The organism is Dellaglioa sp. CoH-56-MRSF-11, assembly GCF_056782135.1.
Map to the genome: position 1 here is coordinate 1 of NZ_JBXAYE010000117.1, position 264 is coordinate 264.

A 264-nucleotide genomic window follows, 5' to 3' on the forward strand; every position below is an offset into this window, starting at 1 on the left:
GCATCGTGCTGTCCGTGCATCCGCACAACGATCGCGGCACCGCGGTCGCGGCGGCCGAACTCGCGCTGCTCGCGGGCGCCGACCGCATCGAAGGCTGCCTGTTCGGCAACGGCGAGCGCACCGGCAACGTCGATCTCGTCACGCTCGCGCTGAACCTCTACACGCAAGGCATCGACCCGGGCCTCGACTTCTCCGACATCGACGCCGTGCGCCGCGTCGTCGAACGCTGCAACCAGATTCCCGTGCATCCGCGCCATCCGTACG

1 pseudogene is annotated in these 264 nt (G+C 68.9%); it reads left to right on the forward strand.

The annotated features are described in order from the left end of the window. A pseudogene (locus tag AC1RPT_RS08065) lies at positions 1–264 on the forward strand (hypothetical protein); the annotation flags it as partial.